Annotated in this window: 21 protein-coding genes and 1 pseudogene; 10 read left to right on the top strand and 12 right to left on the bottom strand. The window is 68.5% G+C overall.

Annotated elements, in window-relative coordinates; translation table 11 throughout:
- The first annotated feature begins 26 nt into the window (after positions 1-26).
- From QAA18_RS00360 to rlmB, 4 genes are all read left to right on the top strand, one after another.
- Positions 27-617, top strand: a complete 591-nt coding sequence (locus tag QAA18_RS00360) for a DNA-3-methyladenine glycosylase (protein WP_279410138.1) — start codon at positions 27-29, stop codon at positions 615-617.
- A gap of 90 nt (positions 618-707) precedes the next feature.
- On the top strand, positions 708-1,400 hold the full coding sequence (locus tag QAA18_RS00365) for a hypothetical protein (protein ID WP_279410140.1): 693 nt from the start codon (positions 708-710) through the stop codon (positions 1,398-1,400).
- 31 nt (positions 1,401-1,431) lie between these two features.
- Positions 1,432-3,846, top strand: a complete 2,415-nt coding sequence (gene rnr, locus QAA18_RS00370; protein ID WP_279410142.1) for a ribonuclease R — start codon at positions 1,432-1,434, stop codon at positions 3,844-3,846.
- 167 nt (positions 3,847-4,013) lie between these two features.
- Positions 4,014-4,757, top strand: coding sequence for a 23S rRNA (guanosine(2251)-2'-O)-methyltransferase RlmB (gene rlmB, locus QAA18_RS00375; RefSeq protein WP_279410144.1), 744 nt, complete (start codon positions 4,014-4,016; stop codon positions 4,755-4,757).
- A gap of 43 nt (positions 4,758-4,800) precedes the next feature.
- Here the strand turns inward: rlmB and rnt are convergent, their stop codons facing one another.
- From rnt to pstS (QAA18_RS00410), 7 genes and pseudogenes are all read right to left on the bottom strand, one after another.
- Positions 4,801-5,439 carry a ribonuclease T gene (gene rnt, locus QAA18_RS00380; protein WP_279410146.1) on the bottom strand — a complete coding sequence of 213 codons (639 nt, stop codon included), beginning with the start codon at positions 5,437-5,439 and terminating at the stop codon, positions 4,801-4,803.
- A 32-nt stretch (positions 5,440-5,471) separates the two neighbouring features.
- Positions 5,472-6,173 carry a phosphate signaling complex protein PhoU gene (gene phoU, locus QAA18_RS00385; RefSeq protein ID WP_279410147.1) on the bottom strand — a complete coding sequence of 234 codons (702 nt, stop codon included), beginning with the start codon at positions 6,171-6,173 and terminating at the stop codon, positions 5,472-5,474.
- Positions 6,170-6,952, bottom strand: a complete 783-nt coding sequence (gene pstB / locus QAA18_RS00390) for a phosphate ABC transporter ATP-binding protein PstB (RefSeq protein ID WP_279410149.1) — start codon at positions 6,950-6,952, stop codon at positions 6,170-6,172. The genes phoU and pstB overlap by 4 nt, the downstream gene beginning before the upstream one ends.
- Complete coding sequence (pstA, locus tag QAA18_RS00395; RefSeq protein ID WP_279410150.1) at positions 6,945-7,808, bottom strand: phosphate ABC transporter permease PstA; 864 nt, start codon at positions 7,806-7,808, stop codon at positions 6,945-6,947. Before pstA ends, pstB begins: the two co-directional genes overlap by 8 nt.
- 1 nt (position 7,809) lies before the next feature.
- Positions 7,810-8,745, bottom strand: coding sequence for a phosphate ABC transporter permease subunit PstC (gene pstC / locus QAA18_RS00400; protein WP_279410151.1), 936 nt, complete (start codon positions 8,743-8,745; stop codon positions 7,810-7,812).
- Positions 8,742-9,851: a phosphate ABC transporter substrate-binding protein PstS gene (gene pstS / locus QAA18_RS00405; RefSeq protein WP_279410152.1), complete on the bottom strand. Its 1,110-nt coding sequence runs from the start codon at positions 9,849-9,851 to the stop codon at positions 8,742-8,744. The genes pstC and pstS (QAA18_RS00405) overlap by 4 nt, the downstream gene beginning before the upstream one ends.
- 145 nt (positions 9,852-9,996) lie before the next feature.
- A pseudogene (pstS, locus tag QAA18_RS00410) lies at positions 9,997-10,992 on the bottom strand (phosphate ABC transporter substrate-binding protein PstS); the annotation flags it as partial.
- 152 nt (positions 10,993-11,144) lie between these two features.
- On the opposite strand from pstS (QAA18_RS00410), the gene QAA18_RS00415 reads away from it, so the two are divergent.
- Positions 11,145-11,717 carry an NAD(P)H-dependent oxidoreductase gene (locus QAA18_RS00415; protein ID WP_279410156.1) on the top strand — a complete coding sequence of 191 codons (573 nt, stop codon included), beginning with the start codon at positions 11,145-11,147 and terminating at the stop codon, positions 11,715-11,717.
- 4 nt (positions 11,718-11,721) lie between these two features.
- Here QAA18_RS00415 and QAA18_RS00420 read toward each other — a convergent pair whose 3' ends face one another.
- From QAA18_RS00420 to QAA18_RS00435, 4 genes are read right to left on the bottom strand one after another with little or no spacing between them, the layout of a single operon-like run.
- Positions 11,722-12,873 carry an OprO/OprP family phosphate-selective porin gene (locus tag QAA18_RS00420; protein WP_279410157.1) on the bottom strand — a complete coding sequence of 384 codons (1,152 nt, stop codon included), beginning with the start codon at positions 12,871-12,873 and terminating at the stop codon, positions 11,722-11,724.
- Between the two features lie 51 nt (positions 12,874-12,924).
- Positions 12,925-13,575 (bottom strand): endonuclease III, encoded by a 651-nt coding sequence (gene nth, locus QAA18_RS00425; protein ID WP_279410158.1) that lies wholly within the window; start codon positions 13,573-13,575, stop codon positions 12,925-12,927.
- A complete protein-coding gene (locus QAA18_RS00430; RefSeq protein ID WP_279410160.1) occupies positions 13,572-13,946 on the bottom strand; it encodes a hypothetical protein in 375 nt (124 codons plus the stop codon). The genes nth and QAA18_RS00430 overlap by 4 nt, the downstream gene beginning before the upstream one ends.
- Positions 13,947-13,955: 9 nt before the next feature.
- Positions 13,956-14,738, bottom strand: coding sequence for an enoyl-CoA hydratase-related protein (locus tag QAA18_RS00435; protein WP_279410162.1), 783 nt, complete (start codon positions 14,736-14,738; stop codon positions 13,956-13,958).
- Between the two features lie 138 nt (positions 14,739-14,876).
- Here QAA18_RS00435 and QAA18_RS00440 point away from each other — a divergent pair, with 138 nt between their 5' ends.
- The 4 genes from QAA18_RS00440 to QAA18_RS00455 all read left to right on the top strand — a co-directional run bounded on the left by QAA18_RS00440 (position 14,877) and on the right by QAA18_RS00455 (position 17,342).
- Positions 14,877-15,566 carry an FKBP-type peptidyl-prolyl cis-trans isomerase N-terminal domain-containing protein gene (locus QAA18_RS00440; RefSeq protein WP_279410164.1) on the top strand — a complete coding sequence of 230 codons (690 nt, stop codon included), beginning with the start codon at positions 14,877-14,879 and terminating at the stop codon, positions 15,564-15,566.
- Between the two features lie 101 nt (positions 15,567-15,667).
- Positions 15,668-15,859 carry a DUF1289 domain-containing protein gene (locus QAA18_RS00445; protein WP_279410210.1) on the top strand — a complete coding sequence of 64 codons (192 nt, stop codon included), beginning with the start codon at positions 15,668-15,670 and terminating at the stop codon, positions 15,857-15,859.
- Positions 15,856-16,482, top strand: coding sequence for a CoA pyrophosphatase (locus QAA18_RS00450; RefSeq protein WP_279410166.1), 627 nt, complete (start codon positions 15,856-15,858; stop codon positions 16,480-16,482). The genes QAA18_RS00445 and QAA18_RS00450 overlap by 4 nt, the downstream gene beginning before the upstream one ends.
- A complete protein-coding gene (locus tag QAA18_RS00455; protein WP_279410167.1) occupies positions 16,479-17,342 on the top strand; it encodes a sulfurtransferase in 864 nt (287 codons plus the stop codon). Before QAA18_RS00450 ends, QAA18_RS00455 begins: the two co-directional genes overlap by 4 nt.
- Here QAA18_RS00455 and QAA18_RS00460 read toward each other — a convergent pair.
- A complete protein-coding gene (locus QAA18_RS00460; protein ID WP_279410169.1) occupies positions 17,326-18,093 on the bottom strand; it encodes an enoyl-CoA hydratase/isomerase family protein in 768 nt (255 codons plus the stop codon). The two genes, QAA18_RS00455 and QAA18_RS00460, sit on opposite strands and share 17 nt — an antisense overlap.
- Positions 18,094-18,136: 43 nt before the next feature.
- Between QAA18_RS00460 and QAA18_RS00465 the strand changes: the two genes are divergently transcribed.
- Positions 18,137-18,571, top strand: coding sequence for a copper chaperone PCu(A)C (locus QAA18_RS00465; RefSeq protein ID WP_279410171.1), 435 nt, complete (start codon positions 18,137-18,139; stop codon positions 18,569-18,571).
- Positions 18,572-18,585 lie beyond the last annotated feature (14 nt).

Genomic DNA, 18,585 nt, shown 5'->3' on the forward strand with positions numbered 1-18,585 from the left:
GTTTTTTGTTGCCTTATGCTTGCAGCATGAAATGGAAGCGGGTCCCCCGCCGGTTTTACCTGCGCCATCCGGCGGACGTCGCCCCGGAACTGCTCAACAAGCTGCTGGTGCGCGACGACGGCCGTGCGGGGCGTATCGTCGAGGTCGAGGCCTATGCGGGCTCCGATGACCCAGCCGCGCACTCGTTCCGCGGTCCGACGGCACGCAACGCGACGATGTTCGGCGAAGGCGGGCACATGTATGTCTACTTCAGCTACGGCATGCACTGGTGCGCCAACGCCGTGTGCGGCAAGGGCCAGGGCTGGGGCGTGCTGCTGCGCGCCATCGAGCCGGTCGCCGGCATCGAGCTGATGCGCGAGGCCCGCGGGTATCCGGCCAGGGAGCGCGACCTGGGATCGGGTCCGGGACGCCTGGGCCAGGCCATGGGCATCACCCGTGCCTTCGACGGCGCGGACCTGGTCGAGGGCGACTGCGGCATCCGCATCCTGTCCGACGGCATGCCGCCTCCCGCCGATCCGGTGGCAGGCCCCCGGGTGGGGATCAGCCGTGCCGCCGAACGGCCCTGGCGCTGGCACGTGCCCGCCCACGCGCACGTGTCACGCGCGCGGAAGGCTTGATTTCGCCCCGGCACCAATCCCGCAAGCCGCAAGCGTTTCCAGCGCAACGGGCCCGCGATTTGCTGCTAGTCTCGGTGGGTCATGGGGATGATGCGTGCCGAGATCGACCGCCAGCTGTCGCGGATAGCCGCGGAAGCACGCGAAACCCTGCGCGAACACCAGGACGATGCGGCCGTATCGCAACTGGTCGTCGCACGCACCCGCGAGTTGTTGCGCACCGCCGATCTCGACGACCACCTGCACATCTGCGACACCGCGCAGCACCTGCTGCTCACGCTGGGCCTGGACGATGACGACGACGAGGCGCGCGACACCGACGGCGCCCCGACGCCGGAGAACATGCCGCCACCCAGCGTGTTCGACGATCCCGACCTGATCCGGGCGGTGCAGCTCGTCGACGGGCCGCCCCCATCTGACGTCGGGCTGCGGCTGCTGGACGATCCGTTCGACGTCGATGCCTTTCTCCCGGAGGAGGGCGCCGCAGCGGACGGGCAGGGGGTGGAAGCGTCCGTGGCGTCGTCCTGCACGCCGGTTCCGGTGGAATCCGACCGCCGCACCGAATCCAGCCCTGCGGATGAAGCGGCGCTTCGCCGCGGCCTCACCCACCGGCAGCTGGCGACGCTGGACACGATGTCCCAGTTCGGATGGACTCTGCGCTTCGTCCGCCGCCCGATGTTCCTGCCGCCCATTCCCGTGGCTTTCGACCGCAACCGCCAGCGCTACGTCGTGATCGAGCCCGACGGCAGCGTCGACGAGGATCCGGGCCTCACTATCCGCCACTGAACGTCGACACCGGGGGTGTACCATCCCGGCGATGACGAAGAAGACCAGTTCGCGCGGTGGCAAGGCGCCCCCGAAGAAGCCCGGGGCGAAGCCCGGAAAGAAGGCCGCAACCAGGGCCGGGCAGAAGCCCGGAAGAAGGAAGTCCGCCCTGCCGGGCTGGATGCCCGAACCCCCGCCGAAGCGGGCGCCGACGCAGCCGCCGCGTGAAGACCCGCAGGCCGAGCGTGAAGCGCAGCGTTACGCGCAGCCGATCGCCAGCCGAGAGATGATCCTCCAGGTCCTGGCTGCGCACGACGGCCCGATGGACGCGCAGGCCCTGGCCGAAAAGCTGGCGCTGACCGAACCCGAGCGCTTCGAAGCGCTGGGCAAGCGCTTGTCGGCGATGCTGCGCGACGGCCAGCTGTTGCAGAACCGGCGCGGCGGATTCGTGCCGGCCGAGCGCGCCAACCTGATCGCCGGCACCGTGATCGCCAATCCGGACGGTTTCGGCTTCCTGCGCCCGGAAAGCGGCGAGGGCGACGACCTGTTCCTGCCGCCGTACGAAATGCGCAAGGCGCTGCATGGCGACCGCGTGCTCGGCAGCGTCACCGGCATGGACCGGCGCGGCCGGCGCGAGGGCGTCATCGTCGAAGTGCTCGAACGCCGTCTCAACCGGCTGATCGGCCGCTTCATCGTCGAGGCCGGCATCAGCTACGTCGAACCCGACGACCGCCGCATCCAGCGCAACGTGCTGATACCGCCCGATGCCGGACTGGATGCAAAGCCCGGCCAGTTGGTGGTTGCCGAGATCGTGCAGGCGCCGGACACGCGGCGACCGCCCATCGGCAAGGTGCTGGCGGTGCTCGGCGACAAGCTCACCGCGTCGCTTGCAGTCGAAGCTGCGATCCACGGCCACGAGATCCCGCACGAGTTCCCGCCTGAGGCGCTGGCCCAGGCCACCGCGGTGCCGCTCGAAGTGCAGGCGGCCGAGATCGACGGCCGGGTCGACCTGCGCCAGGTGCCGCTGCTCACCATCGACGGCGAGGACGCCAAGGACTTCGACGACGCGGTCTGGTGCGAACCCAACCGCGACGGCTTCCGGTTGATCGTGGCCATCGCCGATGTTTCCCATTACGTGCGTCCGGGAACCCCACTGGACGACGAAGCGCAGAAGCGCGCGACCTCGGTCTATTTCCCCGGCTTCGTCGTGCCGATGCTGCCCGAGACGCTGTCCAACGGCATCTGCTCGCTGAACCCGGACGTCGACCGGCTGTGCTTCTGCTGCGACATGCAGGTCGGGCGCGACGGCATCGTCACCCGCGCGAAGTTCTACGAAGCGGTGATGCGTTCGCACGTGCGCCTGACCTACACCCAGGTCTGGAACGCGGTCGGCGACGGCGTCCCCGACGATGACCGCGACGCTGCACTGGCGAAGATCGGCGCGCAGCTGCCGCAGGTGCAACGCCTGCACCAGCTTTACCGGATCCTGGACAAGGCGCGCGCCAGGCGCGGCGCGATCGAGTTCGAGACCAGCGAGGTGCGCTTCGTGCTCGGCCCGCAGGGCGAGGTCACCCAGGCCGGCATGATCCAGCGCAACGACGCGCACAAGCTGATCGAGGAATGCATGATCGCGGCCAACGTGCAGGCCGCCGAATTCCTGCTGCAGGCGCAGGTGCCTGCGCCGTACCGCGACCACGACAAGCCGCCGGAAGCCAAGTACGCGGACCTGGAAGAGTTCCTGAAGGAGTTCAAGCTGCGCCTGCCGCCGTGGGGCAAGTTGCAGCCCAAGGACTTCCGCAACCTGCTGGAGAAGATCCGCGAGCGTCCCGATGCGGCGCTGCTGGAATCGGTGATCCTGCGCAGCCAGTCGCTGGCGGTGTACGCGCCGGAGAACATCGGCCACTTCGGCCTGGCGCTGGCCGCGTACGCGCACTTCACCTCGCCGATCCGGCGCTACCCGGACCTGTTGGTGCACCGCGCGATCAAGCACGCGCTGTCCGGCAAGCGACCGGACCAGTACACGTACTCGCCGCACGAGATGTCGACGCTATCGCTGCAGTGCTCGGAGCGCTCGCGCCGCGCCGACGAGGCCCAGCGCGAGGTCGACGAGCGCTATCGCGCGGCGTGGATGGAGGAGCACGTCGGCGGCGAGTTCGACGGCACCATCAGCGGCGTCACCAGCTTCGGCCTGTTCGTCGAGCTGGACGAGTCCAAGGTCAACGGCCTGGTCCACGTGACCCAGCTGCCGAGCGACTATTACCAGTTCGATCCGATCCGCAAGACCCTCACCGGCGACCGCCGCGGCCACCAGTACCGCCTCGGCGACCGCGTCCGCATCGTGGTCCTGCGCGCCAGCCTCGAGGAACGCAAGATCGACTTCCGCCTGGTCGAAGCCAAGTCCCGGCCCGAGCCACCCCCGCCACCCCAGCGTGGCCAGCCCGCCAAACGCAAGAAGCAGAAGTATTAGCCGCGGATCAACGCGGATAAAGAGCCTGATTCACGCGGATCAAGCAAGATGGGGTGGGCGCATCACTACGGTCCGCGACTGACCATTTCTGCTGTATCCGTGTTTATCCGGCTTTTGATCCGCGTTGATCCGCGTCAGAATATTCCCCCCAGTCGCGAGAGTTCCCGATGAGCAAGGACAGTCAGTGGATCGCGGGGATCAATGCGGTGGCTTCGGCCATCGAGCATGACGGGGACAACGTGCGCGAGGTGCTGCTCGAGGCGGGGGCGCGGAATCCGCGCATCGTCGAGATCGAGGGCAATGCGCGGCGCCTGGGCATCGAAGTGCGCCGCGTCGCGCAGCAGGCGCTGGACGGGGTCGCAGGGGGCTTGCGCCACCAGGGCGCAGTGGCGCGCTATGCCGCGGCCCGCACCTGGGACGAACACGAGCTGGCGGGGCTGGTTGCGGCCGCCGAGGGCCGCGCGCTGGTGCTGGTGCTCGACGGTGTGCAGGACCCGCACAACCTCGGTGCGTGCCTGCGCAGCGCGGCGGCTGCCGGGGCCACGGCGGTGGTGTTCCCGAAGGACAAGGCGGTGCAGGTCAATGCCACCGTGCGCAAGACCTCGTCGGGCGCCGCGGACACGCTGCCGATCTTCAGCGTCACCAACCTGTCGCGGACGCTGCGCGACCTGCAGAAGGCCGGGGTCTGGATCTATGGCTTCGCCGGCGATGCGGACGCTTCCCTGTACTCGCTGGACCTCAAGGGCAACGTGGCCCTGGTGATGGGCAGCGAGGGCGACGGCCTGCGCCGCCTCACCCGCGAGAACTGCGACCAGCTGGTGAAGATCCCGATGCCGGGCAGGTTCGAGAGCCTCAACGTGTCGGTTGCGACCGGCATCGCGCTGTTCGAGGCCGTGCGCCAGCGGTTGTAGGAGCGGCGGAAGCCGCGATGCCGGATCGCGGCTTCCGCCGCTCCTACGGCTGCTGCCAGGCGTTGGCGATCTTGCAGAACACCTCGGCGGTGCGCTCGGCGTCGTAGACGGCCGAATGCGCATCCTCGCTGCGCCACTCGAAGCCGGCCGCCTGCACCGCGCGCGCCAGCACGGTCTGCCCATAGGCCACGCCGGCCAGGGTGACGGTGTCGAACACGCTGAAGGGGTGGAACGGGTTGCGCTTGTGCTGCACCCGGGCCACCGCGGCGTTGAGGAAGTTGAGGTCGAAGTGGGCGTTGTGGCCGACCAGGATCGCGCGCTGGCATTCGTGCCGCTTCACCGCCGCGCGCACCGCCGCGAACACGTGGTCAAGCGCTTCGCGCTCGGGCTTGGCCATGCGGAACGGATGGTCGAGGACGATGCCGGTGACCTCGAGCGACTTGGGGTCGATCTCGGTGCCCGGCGCCGGTTCGAAATGCGCGCAGGCGACTTCGCCCGGGACCAGCTTGCCGTCCTCGTCGATCTCGATCGGGATCGCGGCCAGTTCCAGCAGCGCGTGCCGGTTCCAGTCGAAACCGCCGGTCTCCACGTCGACGACGACCGGGAGGTAACCGCGGAAGCGATCGGCCATGCGCCGGAACGGGCGAGCCTGCGGCTCGGGGCTGGGGGAGGCCTCGGTCATGCGCCAAGGGTAACTTACGCTGCCCCGGGCTCCTACAGGCTCGCCGTGCCGTCGCGCTTGTCGCGCGGGGGCAGCCCGTCGCCGCCGTGCACCAGGAACCAGACGTTCTCGGCGATGTTGGTGGCGTGGTCGCCGATGCGCTCGATGTTCTTGGCCATGAACAGCAGGTGGGTGCACGAGGTGATGTTGCGCGGGTCCTCCATCATGTAGGTCAGCAGCTCGCGGAACAGGCTGGTGTACTGGGCGTCGAGTTCGGCATCGGCTTCGTGAACGCGCTGCGCGGCCTCGGCATCCCCGTCGCGATAGGCGGCCAGGACGTCGTCGAGCTGGCGCAGGGCCAGCACGCCGAGCGCGCGCAGGCCGCGGGTGTGCGGGACGGGCGGGGCGGCATTGAGCGCGATCGAGCGCTTGGCCACGTTGGCGGCGTAGTCGCCGATGCGCTCGATGTCGGAAGCGATGCGCAGGGCTGCCAGGATCTGGCGCAGGTCGCGCGCCAAGGGGCCGCGCAGGGTCAGCTTGATCACATCCTGGCTGGTCTCGTGTTCCAGCGCATCGATGGCCTCGTCGTTGTCCACCACCCGGCGCGCGGCGTTGTCGTCGCGGCGCTCGACCACGTCGAGCGCGGCCTCCAGCTGGGCGGCGGCCATCGCGCCCATGCGCAGCAGTTCCCCGACGAGGCGCTGCTGCTCCTCGTCGTAGCTCCTGACGATATGTTCGTGCGGCTGGTTGTTCATCCGAATCGTCCCGTGATGTAGTCCTCGGTCTGCTGCTTCGAGGGGTTGGAGAAGATGGCCTCGGTGCGCCCGTGCTCGACCAGGTCGCCCAGGTACATGAAGGCGGTGTAGTCGGATACGCGCGCGGCCTGTTGCATGTTGTGGGTGACGACCAGGATCGTGTACCGGCGCTTGAGCTCCTCGATCAGCTGCTCGATGCGGCTGGTGGAGATCGGGTCCAGCGCCGATGTCGGCTCGTCGAGGAGCAGCACTTCCGGTTTCAGTGCCACCGCGCGGGCGATGCACAGGCGCTGTTGCTGGCCGCCCGACAACCCCAGCGCGTTCTTCCCGAGCTTGTCCTTGACCTCGTCCCAGAGCGCGGCCTGGCGCAGCGCGGACTCCACGCGCTCGGCCATCTCCGCCTTCGACAGCCGCTCGTGGTGGCGGATGCCGTAGGCGACGTTCTCGAAGATCGTCATCGGGAACGGCACCGGTTTCTGGAACACCATGCCGACCTTGCTGCGCAGCCGGTTCATGGAGTACTTCGCGTCGAGGATGTCCTCTCCGTCCAGCAGCACCCTGCCGCTCGCCCGTTGGCCCGGATACAGCGCGTAGATGCGGTTGAACACACGCAGCAGCGTGGACTTGCCGCAGCCCGACGGCCCGATCAACGCGGTGACGTGCCGTTCCGGGATGTCCAGGCGGATGTTCCTGACCGCGTGGAAGTCCCCGTAGTGGAAGTCCAGGCCGCGGGCCGAGAGCTTGGCAGGGGCGGTCGTGGTTGCGAGCGGGTCAGTCATGTCCAACACGGTTCCTCGAAACGATGGCGCGGGCCACCAGGCTGGTCAGCAGCACGAACAGGGTGAGGATGAAGGCGCCCGCCCAGGCCAGCGAATGCCAGCCCTCGTACGGGCTCATCGCGTACTGGAAGATCACCACCGGCACGTTGGCCATCGGTGCCAGGATGTCGGTGGTCCAGTACTGGTTGTTGAGCGCGGTGAACAACAGTGGCGCGGTTTCACCGCAGATGCGGGCCAGGGCCAGCAGGATGCCGGTGACGATGCCCGGCATGGCCGAGCGGTACAGCACCTGCACCGTCACCTTCCATTGCGGCACGCCCAGCGACAGTGCGGCCTCGCGCATCTGCGCGGGCACCAGTTGCAGCATCTCGTCGGTCGTTCGCACGACGACGGGCAGGACGATGAAGGCCAGCGCGATCGCACCGGCCAGCGCCGAGAAGTGCCCCATCTGCGCGACGACCAGGGTGTAGACGAACAGGCCGAGCACGATCGACGGGGCCGACAGCAGGATGTCGTTGACGAAGCGCACGGTCTCGCCCAGCGGCCTGGCCCACGACCTGTTGGCGTATTCGGACAGGAAGGTGCCGGCAAGCACGCCTACGGGCGCGCCGATGGCGATGCCGAGCAGGCTCATGATCGCGCTGCCGACAAAGGCGTTGAGCAGGCCGCCTTCGCTTCCCGGCGGTGGGGTCATCCGTGTGAACAGGTCGAGGTTGAGCGATGCGATGCCATTGCTGAGCGTGGTCCACATGATCCAGACCAGCCAGAACAGGCCGAACACCGTGGCCAGGACCGCCAATGCCTGGGCCGCCAGGTTCTTCGCGCGTCGCAACGTGTAGAGCGAGGGTGCGACCACGTCAGCGACCCTCCTTCTTCGCCAGGTGGCGCAGCATCAGGCGCGCAACCGTCAGCACCACGAAGGTGACCAGGAACAGGACGAAGCCCAGCGCGATCAGCGAGGAGCGGTACATCTCCGAGTCGGCCTCGGCGAATTCGTTGGCGATGGTCGCGGCAATGGAATTGCCCGGCATCAGCAGGGATGCGACCAGGGTGTGCGCATTTCCGAGCACGAAGGTCACCGCCATGGTTTCGCCCAGCGCGCGGCCCAGGCCGAGGAACACGCCGCCGATCACCGCGGAACGCGTGTAGGGGAGCACGCCGTCCCACACCACGTCCCATCGGGTCGATCCCAGTGCGTACGCCGACTCCTTCAGTCGGTTGGGGACCGTCAGGAATACCTCGCGCATCACCGAGGCGACGAACGGGATCACCATGATCGCCAGCACCAGGCCGGCGGTGAGCATGCCCAGTCCCAGCGGCGGGGCGGACAACAGCGCGCCGACCAGCGGCAGCTGGCCGAGGTTCGCATCGACCCACGGGTACACATGCTCGGCCAGCACCGGTACCAGCACGAACAGGCCCCACATGCCGTAGATGATCGAAGGGATGCCGGCGAGCAGTTCGATCGCGGCGCCGACGGTGCCGCGCATCCACTTGGGCGCGATCTCGGTGAGGAACATGGCGATGCCGAAGCTCACCGGCACCGCGATCAGCATTGCGATCGACGCCGTGACCACGGTGCCGTAGATCGGCACCAGCGCGCCGAACTGCTGGCCGACCGGATCCCAGGAATCCGACCAGAGGAACCCGAAGCCGAACTTCGCGAACGCGTCGCGTCCGCCATGCGCCATCGACAGCATGGCCGCGGCGAGCGCGGCCAGCACCAGGAGGCCGGCGCCGGTGACCAGCCAGCGGAAGCCGCGGTCTGCAATGGCGTCGGCGCGCTGGTTCATTCCTGCGCTTCGCCGGCCTGCACTTCGCCGGCCTGCACTTCAGCGGCCTGCACTTCAGCGGCCCAGTACGCCTCGACCTGCTCGACCAGCGCCGGCGGCAGCGGCACGTAGTCCAGCGCCCGTGCCTGCGGCTGGCCGTTCCCGAGCGCCCACCTGAAGAATTCGAGCGTCGCGGCCGAACGCTGCGGGTCCTTCGGCTGCCGGTACATCAGCATGAAGTTGGTGGCCGCGATCGGCCAGGCATCGGCGCCTGGCGCATTGGTGATCACCAGGCTGAAGTCCTTCGCCGACGCCCAGTCGGCGGTGGCCGCCGCGGCCTGGAAGCTGGCCGCATCCGGTTGCACCCAGCTGCCGGCGGCGTTCTGCATCTGCACGAACGACATGCCGTTCTGCGAGGCGTAGGCGAGCTCGACGTAGCCGATCGAACCCTTGATCTGCTTCACGTAGGCGGCCACGCCTTCGTTGCCCTTGCCGCCGATGCCACCCGGCCATTCGACCGAAGTTCCTTCCCCGACTGTGTCCTTCCACTGCGGGCTGACCTTGGACAGATAGTTGACGAAGTTGTAGGTGGTGCCAGAACCGTCGGATCGGTGCACGACGTTGATCTTCGACGCGGGCAGCGCGACGCCGGGGTTGAGGCCGGCAATCGCCGGGTCGCTCCAGGTGTCGATCGCGCCCAGGTAGATGTCGGCGATGACAGGCCCGGTCAGGCGCAACTGGCCGCTGCCGATGCCGTCGATGTTGACCACTGGCACGACGCCGCCGATGGCCGACGGGAACTGGATCAGGCCGGATTCGGCGAGTTCTTCGCTGGACAGTGGCTTGTCCGTGGACCCGAAATCGACGGTCCCGGCCTTGATCTGGGCGATGCCACCGCCCGAGCCGATCGACTGGTAGTTGATCTTGTGGCCGGTGGCCTTGTTGTAGTCGTCCGACCACTTCGAGACCAGCGGATAGATGAACGTGGCGCCGGCGCCGGTGATCTCGGCAGCGATGCGGTCGCCTGCGACCACGGCTGCGTCCCGGCTGGGATCTGCGGGCTTGCAGGCCGCGAGGGCGATCGCGGCGGCAAGGGCGGAAATGGCAACGCGCAAGGAGGTTTTCATGCCGCCATGAGATGATTTTTATGTGACAGCCCGATGACAAAGGCAGAACGGGGGCCAAACGGAACATAAAAAAAGAGCGCGGGCCTGGGCCCGCGCAAACATGGTCCCCGGGGGTGGGGACCTAGTAGGGAAGGTTGCCGGCCCAATGCGCCTCGATCTGCCGCACCAGCACGTCGGGCAGCGGCACGTAGTCCAGCGCGGTCGCCTGGGCGTCGCCGTTGGCATACACCCATGCGAAGAATTCGCGCGCCTGCTTCGCAGCGGCGGCGTCGCGGGGCTGTTGCCGCATCAGGATGAAGTTGGTGGCCGTGATCGGCCAGGCATCGGCGCCCGGCGCATTGGTCATGACCAGGTAGAAGCCCTTGGCGCTGGCCCAGTCGGCGCTGGCCGCGGCGGCCGAAAAGCTCTCGGCCGAGGGCAGCACGAAGTTTCCGGCGGCGTTCTTCAGCCGGGCATACGGCATCTTGCTGCCCAGCGCGTACGACAGTTCGACGTAGCCGATGCCGCCGTTGATCTGCTTGACGTACGCGGCGACGCCTTCGTTGCCCTTGCCGCCGATGCCGGTCGGCCACTTCACCGAGGTGCCTTCGCCGACCTTTTCCTTCCACTCCGGGCTGACCTTGGACAGGTAGTTGACGAAGTTGAAGGTGGTGCCGGAACCGTCGGAACGGTGGACCACGGTGATCTTCCGCGCCGGCAGCTCGAGGCCGGCATTGAGCGCGGCAATGCGCGGATCGTTCCACTGCTTGACCTTGCCCAGGAATATGTCGGCGAGCAGCGCACCGTCGAGCTTCAGCGCGCCCGGCGCGATGCCCGGCACGTTCATGACCGGCACCACACCGCCGATCACCGACGGGAACTGGACCAGCCCGGCTTCGGCCAGGGCCTCCGGCTTGAGCGGTGCATCGGAGGAACCGAAGTCGACCGTGGCCGCCTTGATCTGGGCGATGCCGCCGCCGGAGCCGATCGACTGGTAGTTGACCTTGTTGCCGGTGGCGGTGGCGTAGTCGGCCGACCATTTGGTCATGACCGGATAGATGAAGGACGCGCCGGCGCCGGTGACGTCGGCGGCGCGGGCGTTGCCGGCGAATCCGGTGGCGAAGGCGAGTGCCGCGGCGAGGGTGAAGGTGAACCTGGTCATGCGTGCTCCGGGGCTGGAAGTTGGGATCCATTCCAGCGCGCCCGCATGACACTGCAGTGTCCGGCACGTTTCAGCGGCATGACGCGATGCGTTCACCGGGGCCTAACGAGCGCCGGACCCATCATGAAGGCCCTTCAGATCGGGCCCAACCCATGGAAACGTTCAAGGTCGGTTATCTCGTCGGCAGCCTTGCGAAAGAGTCGATCAACCGCAAGCTGGCCGGAGCGCTGGTGAAGCTGGCACCGCCGGGCATGGAGATGACGGAGATTCCGATCCGGGACCTGCCGTTGTACAGCTACGACTACGACGCCGACTACCCGCAGGTGGCCCGCGACTTCAAGCAGGCCATCGCCGATGTCGACGCCGTGTTGTTCGTGACCCCGGAATACAACCGCTCGATCCCCGGCGCGCTGAAGAACGCGATCGACTGGGCCAGCCGTCCCTGGGGGCAGAATTCGTTCGCGCGCAAGCCGTCCGGCGTGATCGGCGCGTCGCCGGGTTCCATCGGCACCGCGGTGGCGCAGCAGCAGCTGCGCGGTGTGCTGTGCTTCTGCAACTCGCCACTGATGAACACCATCGAGGCCTACATCCACTACAAGCCGGGGCTCGTGGACGAGGAAGGCAACGTCAGCGACGCGTCGACGGCGGAGTTCCTCGGCAACTACATGAAGGAACTGCGCCTGTTCATCCAGCGCGTGCTGACGGTGCTGCCGCGGGAGGGCTGAAGCCTTACCAGTGGAACTGCGCTCGCGCCTCGATGATAGACGGGTCGTCGTTGTTGCCGTTGCGGTCGCTGCCGACCTTGACGTAGTTGAGCATGAACTTGAAGTTGGAGCGCACGTACCAGTTCACCCCGGCGGTGATCGCGTCCATGGTGCCGCCGGGCACTCCGGTGTCGTCCAGATCGATGGTGTCGTAGCGCAGGCCGAGCTGCCACATGCCCGAACCGGGGTTGTCGGGCAGGCCGGTAGTCGGCACGCCGTTCTTGTAGCCCCAGGTCTCCCCCGTCAGGTTCCACAGTGCGCTGACGTAGCCGCTGCTGCCGGTGAAATCGCTGGAGCCGGGACGGTACCGGCTGACGTCCGAGCGCATGTACTCGCCCTGGAGCTTGACCGGGCCGTTGATCCATAGCGCTTCCAGTCCGGTGGTGGCGATGCGGTCGGTGTCGGTCATGTTGCCCGTGTCGATGAGGCGGTTGGCCATGTCGGCGCCCGGGCGCACGCGCAGGCGCAGGGTGTCGGCGTCGGTGTCGTAGTCGGCGTGCGACAGGCCCAGGTGCATCACGCGGCCCTTGTCGTTTACCGGCGCCCAGTAGCCGCGCGCCGCATAGCCGCTGCCATGCGCACGGTTGCGGGTCAGTTCGCGGCCGAACACGCTGGCGGTGAGGCCCCAGTCGGCTTCGGCAATGCCGGCGCCGATGCCCAGACGGCGGGAAATCGCGAAGGTGTTGGTCACCATCGCCTTGGCGATGAAGTCGTTGTTCTTGGAGGAGGACAGTTCCTCCATGCTGCCGGGTTGCTTGAACTGGCCGATCTGGAGATAGCGTCCGGAGTTGCCGCCGAGCTTGTATTTCGCGAACACGTCGAGGAACTTGCCGTCGCCCGACGCGTCGTAGCCGGCGGCCCATTCGAAGTTGCCCGGGCCCTTGCCCTTGAAGGCGATCTCGGCGCGACGCAGCCCGAAATCGTGATCCAGCCCGTCACCGGCATCGGCATCGAGGTCGAGCACGTCGCTGTCGTACCAGTAGCCGTCGGCCTGGAGCAGGCCTTCGAACGCGATGTCGGAGCCGGCGACAACGTCGATCGGGATTTCGGCGTATGCGGCGGGACTGGCCAGCAGGGCCAGCAGGGAAAGAGCGAGGAGATTGGGGCGGGTGTTCATGGGCGCCTGCGATTGTGGAGACGCAGGGCAGGGTATGGCGTGAATGTTGCGCTAAGGTGACGACTGCGGCGGGGGTGTCTTGTACGGCCAGCGGCACAGGTCGCGGATCGGGCAGCGCCAGCATTCGGGCTTGCGCGCCTTGCACGTGTAGCGCCCGTGCAGGATCAGCCAGTGGTGGGCGCCGTGCAGGTATTCGTACGGCACCGCCTTCAGCAGCCGGTCTTCCACCTGGCGCACGGTCTTGCCGGGCGCCAGGCCGGTGCGGTTGGACACGCGGAAGATGTGCGTGTCCACCGCGATCGTCGGCTCTCCGAACGCGGTGTTGAGGATCACGTTCGCGGTCTTGCGGCCGACGCCGGGCAGGGCTTCCAGCGCTTCGCGCGTGCGCGGCACCTCGCCGCCATGCAGTTCCAGCACCTGCCGGCACATGGCGATGACGTTCGCCGCCTTGGCGTTGTACAGCCCGATGCTGGAGATGTAGCGCTTCAGGCCTTCCTCGCCGAGGGTGAGGATGGCGGCGGGCGTGTTGGCCACCGGGAACAGCCGTCGGGTGGCCTTGTTGACGCCCACGTCCGTCGCCTGCGCCGACAGGATGACGGCGACGAGCAACTCGAATGGAGTCGAGTACTCCAGTTCGGTCTTCGGGTCGGGGTCGAGTTCGGCCAGCCGCGAAAACAGCTCGCGCACGTCCCTGGGCTTCACGATCCGCCGCGTCCCGCGGCGCGCGCCCGTGCCCGCGCCAGTGCGGCCGCCGCAGCCGGCGGCAGGGAGGAGGTTTTCGATGCGGTGGCGGCAGGCTTGCGTCGCTCGGCGCGTTCCCGCTGGCGCCGTTCAAGGCGTTCCGTACGCGCCCGGAAGCGATTGCGGGCGGCCAGCGCGCGTTGCCGCTCGGCGCGCGCGGCACGGAGCAGGGCACGGCAGGCTTCGCTGCATGCCGCGCACGCAATGGCTTCGTCCAGCAGGCCAAGCGTGAGCGCCTGGTCGATATCGCCGGCTTGCAGCGCGGCGACCAGCGCGTGCGCGCGATCGCCTTCGTTGCCGATCGCCGTGCAGCCGCAGGCAGGGCAGGACATCGTCGCGGCTCAGCGCCCGGTGAAGGCGGGCTTGCGCCGCGCGAGGAAGGCGCTGGTGCCTTCGCGCATGTCTTCGGTGGCGAACATCAGGCCGAACTGCGCGGCCTCGTAGGCCAGGCCTTCCTCGATCCCGCATTCGCCGCCGTGGTTGATGCAGTCGAGCACGCCACGCAGCGCCAGCGGCGCCGACGCGGCGAGCTGCTCGGCCAAGGCCATGGTCTGGGCCTCGAGCTCGGCCGCCGGGACGACGCGATTGACGATGCCCAGCTGCAGCGCCCGCGCCGCGTCGATGGGTGCGCCGGTGAGGCACAGCTCGAGCGTAGCGGCGCGGCCGGCCAGGCGCAGCAGGCGCTGGCTGCCGCCGAAGCCCGGGATCAGGCCCAGGTTCACCTCGGGCTGGCCGACCTTGGCGGTATCGGCGGCGACGCGCAGGTGGCAGCACATGGCCAGTTCCAGGCCGCCGCCGAGGGCGAAGCCGTTGACCATGGCGATCACCGGCTTGGGCATGGTTTCCACGAAGCGCATCATCCGCTGGCCGCGAAGGGCGAAATCACGGCCCTGTACGGGGCTCAGGGTGTTCATCTGGGCGATGTCGGCGCCGGCCACGAAGGCCTTGGGCCCGGCGCCGGTCAGCACCACCACCCGGACCCCCTCGTCGCCGGCAGCGGCAGTGAAGGCGGTCTGGAGCGCGTCCAGGGTGGCCGCATCCAGCGCGTTCAGCTTGTCGGGGCGATTGATGGTGAGGATGCGGACCGCGCCGCGGTCGCTGCTCAGGAGGACGGTTTCGCTCATGGGATCGTGAATCTCGGCTATGTGAAGGCCCCGCGCGCGGAACTTGCAGCCGCGGCGCTGGTCGCATGGGGTGCGGTTCGCTATCCTATCGCGCCCTCGTGGTGTTGGCCCGGGGCCCATAACCGGAGAAATCCCCGAATGAAGTTGCGTCTGTTCGCTGTCGCCACCCTGGCGGCCCTGACCCTCTTGCCCGTCGTCGCCATGGCCCAGGACACCGCGTCCGCCAAGGGCAAGCTCAGCTACGCGCTGGGTTACCAGCTCGGCCGCGAGGCGATCGAGAGTGGCGAGGCGCTGGACCTCAACACCATCACCAAGGCCCTGCAGGACGGTTACGCCAAGAAGGATCCGGCCGTTTCCATCGAGGACATGCGCGCCGCCTACGGCGAAATGCAGCAGCGCCTGCAGGCCAAGGCCAAGGCCGCCTTCGACAAGGCTGCCGCCGAGAACAAGACCCGCAGCACCTCCTTCCTGGCCGAGAACAAGGCCAAGTCGGGCGTGAAGTCGCTGGCCGACGGCGTGCAGTACCGCGTCATCGAGGCCGGCAACGGCGCCAGGCCGACCCCGGCCAGCACGGTCGAACTGGAAGTGGCCGGCCCGTATCCGTGGGGCCAGCGCCCGAACCCGGCGCAGCCGGCGCAGAAGATGCCGGCGACCAAGGTCAGCGAAATCGAGATGCCGGCCATCCGCGAAGTCCTGGCGATGATGCCGCAGGGCTCGAAGTGGGAAATCACGCTGCCGCCGGAGAAGGCGTTCGGCAACGACCCGCGCAGCCCGTTCCCGCCGAACGTGGCCGTCGTGTTCGAGGTCAAGGTCCTCAGCGTCAAGTAGGGCGTATCCGGCAGGAGCCGCGCCTTGCGCGCGATAGCCCCGCTTGCCTGACTCCCCAACGCCGGCCCAGTGCCGGCGTTGTTATATTCGAAACCGTGCCGATGCCCGCCAACCACTATTACGCCGCGATCCTGAGCCCCTGCGTGGGCGTCTGCAGCCTCGATGCCGGCGGCCTGTGCACCGGGTGCCGGCGCACCGCCGCCGAGATCGCGGCGTGGAGCACCATGGACGACGCGGCGCGGCTGCGGGTGATGGACGCCCTGGATGCGCGCGGCGCCGACGCCGGATCGTGACCCGGCTGCCGCCTGCCCTGCAGGGCCTGGGCGCGGCCCTGCATCCGTTGCCCGCGATTCCCGCCGGGCCGGCCTGGAACCTGGACGAGGTCGCCGACCTGTTGCCGTCGGGCGCCTCAGTGCCTGCGGCGGTGCTGGTGGGCCTGATCGCGCGCGACACCGGCGTGCAGGTACTGCTGACGCGACGCAACGATGGCCTGCGCCACCACCCCGGGCAGGTCGCGTTCCCCGGCGGCCGGGTCGAACCGGATGACGCCGACGCCTGCGCTGCGGCGCTGCGCGAGGCGAACGAGGAAATCGGCATCACCCGCGACGAACTCCTGCCGATCGGCTGGCTGGATCCGCTGGCAACGGTCACGGGATTCACGGTACTGCCGCTGGTCGCCGCGATCGGCGTCGACTTCCGCCCCCGGCCGGATCCGGGCGAAGTCGCCGAGGTATTCGAGGTGCCGCTGGATTTCCTGATGGACACCCCCAATCTGCTGATCAAGGAGCTGGAGTGGCGCGGGCGTCGCCGCAGCGTGCTGGAGTTCGCCGACCACGGCGTGCCTGCGCAGCGGATCTGGGGCGCGACCGCCTCGATCCTGTTCAACCTGCGGCAACGACTGGAGGGAAGGGCATGACGATTTGGACAACCCTGGCGCAGGCCGAGGAACTGGCCGCGGCGCTGCGCGACGGATCCGTGGCGCAAGGTGGCCCGGTGATCGTGGATTGCCGGTTTTCCCTCGCCGATCCCGAAGCCGGCGAACGCGACTACAGGCAAGCGCACATCCCGGGCGCGGTCTACGCGCACCTGGATCGAGACCTGTCCGACCACCGCAAGCGCGGGCAAGGGCAGGGCAGGCATCCCTGGCCCGACGCGTCCGATTTCGCCGCGCGCCTGGGCGCATGGGGCATCGGGCCGCGGACCCAGGTAGTCGCCTACGACGATCTCGACGGCTCGCATGCGGCGCGTTTCTGGTTCCTGCTGCGCGCACTGGGCCATGAGCGGGTCGCGGTGCTCGACGGCGGTATCGCGCGCTGGAGGGCGCTCGACCTGCCGCTCGACGAGGAGGTGCCGTCGCCGCGCCCGGTGCGTTACGAGGCGTCCTTCGACGACGCACGCCTGCTCGATGCCGGACAGGTGCAGGCGCGGCTGGATGCGGGCGACGTGTTGCTCGATGCGCGGGGCGCGCCGCGTTTCCGCGGCGAAGTCGAACCGATCGATCGCGTGGCGGGACACGTGCCCGGCGCGCGCAACCGGCCGTTCCCGGACAATCTCTCAGGCGGGCGTTTCAAGCCCGCAGCGCAGCTGGCCGAGGAGTTCCGCGAGGTCCTGGCGGGCCGCGAGCCGGCACGCACCATCGCCATGTGCGGCAGCGGCGTCACCGCCTGCCACCTGATCCTGGCGATGGAGCATGCGGGTATGCCCGGTGCGAAGCTGTTCACCGGCTCGTGGAGCGGATGGATCGAGGATCCGTCGCGGCCTATTTCCCGAGCTTGAGCATCAGGGCGCGCAGCGCCGATTGCGTGTCGTCGGAATACCAGGCGTCGATGAAGCGATCGAGTTCGATGCGCTCGGGCTCCAGCGCAGCGACGAGGTCGGCGCGGGCGATGCGGCGGGTCTCCAGCATGGGTTGCCGGGGCAGGGCGAGCAGCTGTTCCAGCCAGACGCGGGCGCGGGTGGCGACGCTGTCGATGTCCACCAGTTCGTCGACCAGGCCCATCGCCAGCGCGGCATCGGCCTGTACCAGCTCGCCGGCGATCAGCAGGCGTTCGGCGCGATAGGGGCCGACCACGCGCCGCATCAGGTGCTGGATGCCTTCCGGCGCGACCAGCCCGACCTGGGTTTCGTTCAAGCCGATCGCATACGGGCCGCTGGCCATCACCCGGTAGTCGCAGCACAGCGCCAGCACGCAACCGCCCGCGGGCGCGTGGCCGGCAAGCGCGGCGACCACCGGCACGGATGCCTGCGCGATCGCGCGCGCGGCCAGGAAGAACGCTTCCCAGGCCGCCCGCAGCGCGCCGCGGTCGGCGCCCAGCGAGACGAGGTAGGGCACGTCCAGGCCGGCGGAAAATACCTTGGGACCACCGGAAAGCACCAGGCCTGCGACCCCGGAGCCGGGCGCGGAGGCCGCGGCGACGGCCGCCGCGAGTTCGCCGCTCAGCGCGGGATCGAGCGCATTGACCGGTGGCCGCGCGAGGCGCAGTTCGCGGATCGGGCCGTGGTCGATGGTTTCGACGAGCTTGGGCATGGCGGGCCGGACCTGGATTTCCGTGGGGTTTACAATTATGCGCATGAACCGCCTTGTCCTGCTCCTGCTCCTGATGGCAGCCGCCCTGCCGGCGGTCGCTTCGGAAGCGTGCATGCCCGTCGCCAGCGACGGCTGGATCCGCAAGCCGCCGGCGAACCTGCCGGTCATGGCCGGCTACGCGACGCTGGAGAATCCCTGCGATACGGCGGTCACGATCGTCGCGGCAAGCACCGACGCCTTCGCCGACACCAGCATCCACGTGACCAGGATCGAGGACGGCGTCAGCCGCATGCGCGTCACGCCGGCACTGGAATTGCCCGCGGGCGCGACGGTCGGCATGGAGCCCGGCGGCCTGCACCTGATGCTGGTGAATCCGAAAGCGCCCTTGCAACTGGGCGACAAGGTGTCGATCGCGTTCGCGCTGGAGGACGGACGCACGCTGACGGGCGAATTCGAGTTGCGTTCGACTGCGCCCTGACGGCGCCGACGACG

It is taken from the genome of Luteimonas sp. 8-5, from assembly GCF_029763755.1.
In the GTDB taxonomy this organism is placed as follows: Bacteria; Pseudomonadota; Gammaproteobacteria; order Xanthomonadales; family Xanthomonadaceae; genus Cognatiluteimonas.

Coding starts and splice junctions, on each gene's coding strand:
- pstS (WP_279410152.1), bottom strand. CDS start 9,851: ATGAAAACCTCCTTGCGCGTTGCCATTTCCGCCCTTGCCGCCGCGATC.
- rlmB (WP_279410144.1), top strand. CDS start 4,014: ATGAGCAAGGACAGTCAGTGGATCGCGGGGATCAATGCGGTGGCTTCG.
- rnt (WP_279410146.1), bottom strand. CDS start 5,439: ATGACCGAGGCCTCCCCCAGCCCCGAGCCGCAGGCTCGCCCGTTCCGG.
- QAA18_RS00440 (WP_279410164.1), top strand. CDS start 14,877: ATGAAGTTGCGTCTGTTCGCTGTCGCCACCCTGGCGGCCCTGACCCTC.
- pstB (WP_279410149.1), bottom strand. CDS start 6,952: ATGACTGACCCGCTCGCAACCACGACCGCCCCTGCCAAGCTCTCGGCC.
- QAA18_RS00460 (WP_279410169.1), bottom strand. CDS start 18,093: ATGCCCAAGCTCGTCGAAACCATCGACCACGGCCCGATCCGCGAACTG.
- QAA18_RS00455 (WP_279410167.1), top strand. CDS start 16,479: ATGACGATTTGGACAACCCTGGCGCAGGCCGAGGAACTGGCCGCGGCG.
- QAA18_RS00465 (WP_279410171.1), top strand. CDS start 18,137: ATGAACCGCCTTGTCCTGCTCCTGCTCCTGATGGCAGCCGCCCTGCCG.
- pstC (WP_279410151.1), bottom strand. CDS start 8,745: ATGAACCAGCGCGCCGACGCCATTGCAGACCGCGGCTTCCGCTGGCTG.
- QAA18_RS00365 (WP_279410140.1), top strand. CDS start 708: ATGCGTGCCGAGATCGACCGCCAGCTGTCGCGGATAGCCGCGGAAGCA.
- QAA18_RS00435 (WP_279410162.1), bottom strand. CDS start 14,738: ATGAGCGAAACCGTCCTCCTGAGCAGCGACCGCGGCGCGGTCCGCATC.
- QAA18_RS00360 (WP_279410138.1), top strand. CDS start 27: ATGAAATGGAAGCGGGTCCCCCGCCGGTTTTACCTGCGCCATCCGGCG.
- rnr (WP_279410142.1), top strand. CDS start 1,432: ATGACGAAGAAGACCAGTTCGCGCGGTGGCAAGGCGCCCCCGAAGAAG.
- phoU (WP_279410147.1), bottom strand. CDS start 6,173: ATGAACAACCAGCCGCACGAACATATCGTCAGGAGCTACGACGAGGAG.
- QAA18_RS00415 (WP_279410156.1), top strand. CDS start 11,145: ATGGAAACGTTCAAGGTCGGTTATCTCGTCGGCAGCCTTGCGAAAGAG.
- QAA18_RS00420 (WP_279410157.1), bottom strand. CDS start 12,873: ATGAACACCCGCCCCAATCTCCTCGCTCTTTCCCTGCTGGCCCTGCTG.
- QAA18_RS00445 (WP_279410210.1), top strand. CDS start 15,668: ATGCCCGCCAACCACTATTACGCCGCGATCCTGAGCCCCTGCGTGGGC.
- QAA18_RS00430 (WP_279410160.1), bottom strand. CDS start 13,946: ATGTCCTGCCCTGCCTGCGGCTGCACGGCGATCGGCAACGAAGGCGAT.